4 protein-coding genes and 1 pseudogene are annotated in these 5,308 nt (G+C 65.9%); all 5 read right to left on the bottom strand.

Annotation, left to right across the window (positions count from 1 at the left end; genetic code table 11):
- On the bottom strand, positions 1-1,242 hold a 1,242-nt coding region (locus H928_RS0117360; RefSeq protein WP_021027640.1), incomplete at its 3' end, for a PepSY domain-containing protein.
- Complete coding sequence (locus H928_RS0117355; RefSeq protein WP_021027639.1) at positions 1,239-1,565, bottom strand: DUF3649 domain-containing protein; 327 nt, start codon at positions 1,563-1,565, stop codon at positions 1,239-1,241. The genes H928_RS0117355 and H928_RS0117360, both read right to left, overlap by 4 nt.
- Positions 1,562-2,287 carry a cobalt ABC transporter substrate-binding protein gene (locus tag H928_RS0117350; protein WP_373604927.1) on the bottom strand — a complete coding sequence of 242 codons (726 nt, stop codon included), beginning with the start codon at positions 2,285-2,287 and terminating at the stop codon, positions 1,562-1,564. The genes H928_RS0117355 and H928_RS0117350 overlap by 4 nt, the downstream gene beginning before the upstream one ends.
- 120 nt (positions 2,288-2,407) lie before the next feature.
- Positions 2,408-4,753 carry a TonB-dependent receptor gene (locus H928_RS0117345; protein WP_021027637.1) on the bottom strand — a complete coding sequence of 782 codons (2,346 nt, stop codon included), beginning with the start codon at positions 4,751-4,753 and terminating at the stop codon, positions 2,408-2,410.
- Between the two features lie 126 nt (positions 4,754-4,879).
- Positions 4,880-5,308 (bottom strand): annotated as a pseudogene (locus H928_RS0117340) (iron dicitrate transport regulator FecR); the annotation flags it as partial.

The raw sequence follows: 5,308 nt of genomic DNA, 5'->3' as shown, positions 1-5,308 counted from the left end.
GATGCTGAGGCCGGCAATCGCCGCAATGTTCAGCCGCTCCACCAGCCAGAAACCAAAGTAAGGCTTGTCCGGATGGGGCAGCTTGGTGCGGCGCTTGACGGTCCACATCACCAGGCCGGTGCCGACCATGGCCGTGCCCGCCAGGCTGGTGAGGAAGTAGAGCCAGCGCACGGTGCTGTCGCCAAAGCGGCCCAGGTGCAGGGCGTACAGCACGCCCCGCGTTTCAGCCGCTGCGCCGACCTGGTCCTTGACCTCCAGCAGCTTGCCGGTGCTGCCCTCGAACAGCATGTATTTGGGGCTGATCGACACGCGCTCGAAATCGCCATAGGTGACGATCACGCGTGCCGAGGCATCGCCGGCATTGTTGACCGTGACGCGGCCAATGCGGTCCTCGCCCCAGCGCTGCTGGGCCTGGCGCACCATATCGCCCAGGGGCGCCAGCGGCGCGGCCACGCCACTGGGCTTGCCAGCGGGGATGAAGGCGCTCAGCTCGCTTTGCATGGCCTGGCGCTCGGCCTGGGTCTTGAATGCGGCGCTGCTGGCCCAGGGCATGGTCATGGCCATCAAGGTGACCAGGCCGGTATAGGTAATCATCGCGTGGAAAGGCAGCCCGAAGACCGACAGCGCATTGTGCGCATCCAGCCAGGAGCGCTGGCCCTTGCCCCAGCGGAAGGTGAAGAAGTCGACAAAGATCTTCTTGTGCGTGATCACGCCGCTGACAATGGCCACCAGCATGAACATGGCGCAAAAACTCGCCAGCCAGCGGGCCCAGAGCACGGGCATGTAATGGAACTGGAAGTGGAAACGGTAGAAGAACTCACCGCCCACGGTCTCGCGGCCGGCCACCTTCTGGCCGGTCTGCGGATCGAACACCGCGCTGCCAAAGCCGCGCTCGCCCTTCTCGGGCTTGGCAATCCGCCAGAACGCGCTCACGACGTTGTTGCGCGCATCGGGCATGCCCAGGCTCCACTGGTTGCTGCCAGGGGCCACTTGCTCCAGCACCTGCGCCACGCGCGGTGCCACTTCGGCAGCATCGGGCACCACGGCCTGGTGGGCCAGCTCGGGCCGCATCCACTGCGAAATCTCTTCCTTGAAGTAGCTCACCGTGCCGGTGAGAAACATCGCATACAGGATCCAGCCCACCAGCAGCCCGGCCCAGATATGCAGGTCGGACATGGTCTGGCGGATGCCGCGTACCGCTGGCTTGCTCGGTTTGCTATCTTTTTTATCAATGGCAGTCATGCCGGAGTCACTCCATTCCATACCGGCCAGGCGGCCAGCAGCAGCGGTATTGCGGCCAGCAGCAGCCCCACCCAGGCACGGGTGGCCGAACGCACCGCAAACACCCAGATCACCGCGCCCGTGTAGACCAGAAAGCTGGCCATGGTGCCGGCCAGCACGGCCTGGGGTTTGGCCATCGGCAAGGCCAGCACGGCCACGCTGGCCACCGCCGCCAGCGCATAGCCGCCGCCAATGGCGGCAACGATGCGCGAGAGCAGCGGGCCGACCCGGCAGGCCTTGGCCAGCGCGGCGCGCAAGGCGCCGCTCAGCGCCTGGCTGGTCATTTGGCCGGGTTAGGCGTTGCCACAGGGCCAGCCGCCACTGGGGCCACGCCCTCAGGCTTCACATAGGTGACCGAGGTCACATAGCTCACGCCGTCGTACTTCTCGCCAGCGCGCTCGCCGGGCGTGCGGTCGTTGTGCTTGATCTCGGCCACATACTGGCCTTGCCATGGCAGGTCGAACTGCACCAGGCCTTGGGCATCGGTGTGGCCCTCTTTCATCCAGCCCGATTGGGTGACCAGCGCGACCTGGGTCTTGGCCAGCGGCTGGCCCTTGAACGTGGCCTTGAACTCACCGTCCTTGCCGGTCGGGGTCAGGTCCAGCGCCAGCTTGGGCTTTTGCGCGGCAAAGCCGGTGACCAGGCGTGCAGCAGGGTGGTACCAGTTGGTGACATCCTTGCCATCGCGCTTGAACGTGGACAGCGGGTAGTTCGCGTCCTCCGCCACGATGGACTCGCCCGCCTGAACGCTGAAAGGCAGTGCAAAGCCGTTGGCGGTCTTGTTGCCGGCAGCGGCCTTTTCTTCGCCCTTGGCGTTGATCAGCACGCCCTGGGGCTTGCCAAAGTGGTCCAGCAGGCCGGGGGACGCTTCGCGCAGGTTGTCGCCAAACTCGCCAAAGCGCAGCACCACGGCATTGTCTGCACCGGCGGGCTCGAGCCAGACCTGGTGGGCTTGGGCGGACATGGCCAGCACGGCCAGGCTCAGGGCAGACAGGGATTTCTTCAACATATGCTCTCTCTCCTTTTTTGATAAACATGCTGCAGGCGCCTTGTGCGCTCCCGCAGCCCACTCCCCAGAACCGGTGGGCGGTCTCTACGCAGCTGCGCGGAGACCACCCGCAGGTTCTCAAAAATCAACCGTTGCCGACAGCACCACGGTACGCGGTGCGCTCAAGGTCAGGTAGTTGTTGCCGCTGATCAACCAGACGTTCTTGCCCGTCAGGTTCTCGACATTGGCACGCAGCACCACCGCCTTGCCGCTGACCTGGGTGCGGTAGCGCGCACCCACATCCAAACGGGTCCAGCCCGAGAGCTTGAGGGTGTTGGCATTGCTGGCCCAGGCCGAGCCGGTGTGGATCATGCGGCCGTTGACCGACAGGCCCTGCACGCCGGGCACATCCCAGTCGGCGCCCAGGTTGGCATTGATCTTGGGCACGCCATAGGCATCGTTACCCTGGTACTGCGCTGCCTTGGTGACCTTGGCACGGTTGAAGGTGAGGCCCCCCATCAAGCGCAGACCGCGTTGCAGCTCGCCATAGGCGGCCAGCTCCAGGCCCCGGTTGCGCTGCTCACCATCAAAGCTGTAGATGTTGGTGGTCGGGTCGGTCATGCTGTTGGGGCGGCTGATTTGGAACAGGCTGGCCGTCGTCATGAAGCTGCCCCAATCCACCTTCACACCCGCTTCGTACTGCTTGGACTTGAACGGCGGAAACACCTCGCCGGCATTGACCGCCGTGTTGGGCGCCGTGGCACCACGCGAGAGGCCGGCCGTGTAGTTGCCGTAGACGGAGACCTGGTCATTGGCCTTGACCAACAGGCCGACCAGCGGCGTGGTCGCGCTCTTGGCGTAGCTGCTGGTCTGCGCGCCGGTGGCAGTGCTGAAGTTGCGCAGGTCCACCGTCTGGCGGCGCAGGCCCAGCGTCAGCAGCAGGCGGTCATCGGCCAGGGCCAGGGTGTCCGTCACCGCGATGCCGTAGTTGTGCGCCTTGGAGGCCTTGTTGGGCTCGGTGCGCGCGCCTTCGACCGGCGGCAAGGGCGCAGGGTTGTAGATGTTCGATGGCGACGTGGTCAGGCCAGCCACATAGGCGTTGCCGGACTCCTGGCGCAGGTCGGAGGCGCTGACCACCAGCGAATGCTTGATACCGGCGGTAGCGAACTTGGCACGCAGGCCCAGATCGGCGCTGCTGGTCTCGGTGTAGGAGTCATAGAAGCTGCTGCGCACCGTGAAGTCGCCGGCCGCATTCATCGACGTGGTCGTGGTCGGGAAAATCTGCTGGGCCTTGCCCTTGCGGTAGCCAATGCCGGCAAAGGCCGTGACCTGGTCGTTCAGATCGACTTCGAGGCGCGAGGCGATGACCTTGTCGTCCAGCGACAGATCGGTATCGGGGAACCAGTTGCTGCGCGAATTAGGTGGCTTGGGCAGAGACGTGAGCGCCGGGTTGAAGCCGATCTGCGGGCGAAAATCTTCCATCTCTTCGCGCTGCGCATAGGCGTCGAGCGACCAGCGCAGATTGCTGCCCCGGTAGTCGACGGCGATTGCGCCTACGCCCAGCTTCTGGTCGCCACCACGGATGCTGGCCTCGCCGCCGCGCGCTGCGCCATTGACGCGCACGCCCCACTCCTTGTTCTCGCCAAAGCGGCGTGAGATATCGACGCTGGTGCCAAACTGCGCGCGGCCCAGGTACTGCAGGCCCACGCGGTTGAGCGGCTCATCGCCCGCACGCTTGGTCTGCACATTGATGGCGCCGCCAATGCTTCCGCCCGGCGGCATGCCACCCACCATCGCGCCCGGGCCCTTGAGCAGCTCGGCACGCTCCAGAATCTCGGCCGGCACGCGGCTGGCCGAAGTCAGGCCATAGAGGCCGTTGAGGCCCACATCGCCACCGCTGATGCCAAAGCCGCGCACCTGGATGTCTTCGCTAAAGCCCTGCGAGGCGGTGGTCAGGCGCACCGAGGCGTCGTTGGCCAGCACTTCACCCAAGGTGCGTGCCTGCTGGTCGGCCACCGCTTCTGCGGTGTAGGCCACGGTGGAGAAAGGCGTGTCCATCACATCCTGGTCGCCCAGCATGCCAATGCGGCTGCCGCGCGCCTGCTTGCCACCCGCATAGGCCTCGGGGCGGTCGCCGGCGCGGGTGGCGGGGGCCGTCACCACCACCGGGTTCAAGGCCACTTCGCCTGCGGTCTGGCCGTTGTCGATAACCAGGGTTGTGCCTTCGATGCGGGCGACCAGGTTGGTGTTGCGCAGCAGCTGGCGCACGGCATCCTGGGCGCTCATGCTGCCCTTGACGGCGGCGCCCGGGCGCCCTTGCACCAGCGCCGGTGGCGCCATCAGTTGCAGGCCAGCCTGGCGGGCCAGCTGGGCCAGCGCGCTGTCGAGCGGCTGGGCGGAAATATCAAAATCAGCGGCCGAGGCCGTGCCAGCCAAGGCGGCAATGGCCAGGGCAATCAGGTGGCGTTTGCAGGGGTGCGACATAGCGTAGGGTACTTTCCTCATGTGGTTCACAAGAGGTAATACGAACGAGACGCAGTTTTCCCTCAACGCCAGTGCAAGTATTTTTAAATGACCGTCTGCCGGTCCATAGTGCATGCACGCCATCGCTCAACTCTGCGCCTTGCGCCGTGCAATCGTGATGCGGCGCGCCGCGCCCTGGCCTTCTTCGCGCACTACCACCGGCACACTGCGCGGCAGCAGCTGCAGCCAGGCGCGGGCATCGGCAATGCGCACCCGGCCAAAAATCGTCAAATGCTCGGCATCCGGCGCCACCTGCAAGGGCACTGGGCAGTAACGGGCCAGGCGCTGCACCGCCAGGCCCAGCGGCTCGTGGCGGAAGTCCAGCCAGCCATTGCGCCAAGCCGCCACCTCTTCCGCGCTGCTGTCGCGCCGGGGCGACTGGCCTGGCTGCCAGTCCAGGCTCTGGCTGCCGGTCAGCTCCCAGCCATCGCCGGCATCGGCCAGATCGCCATCGCTGCCGCGCTCCTGCACGCGCACCCGGCCCTCTTCCACGGCTACACGCAGCCCACCCTGGTT

The sequence above is a fragment of the Comamonas sp. B-9 genome (genome assembly GCF_000410635.1).
Taxonomy (GTDB): domain Bacteria; phylum Pseudomonadota; class Gammaproteobacteria; order Burkholderiales; family Burkholderiaceae_C; genus Comamonas.
This window is presented reverse-complemented; position numbering and strand designations above follow the sequence as displayed.

Coding starts and splice junctions, on each gene's coding strand:
- H928_RS0117345 (WP_021027637.1), bottom strand. CDS start 4,753: ATGTCGCACCCCTGCAAACGCCACCTGATTGCCCTGGCCATTGCCGCC.
- H928_RS0117355 (WP_021027639.1), bottom strand. CDS start 1,565: ATGACCAGCCAGGCGCTGAGCGGCGCCTTGCGCGCCGCGCTGGCCAAG.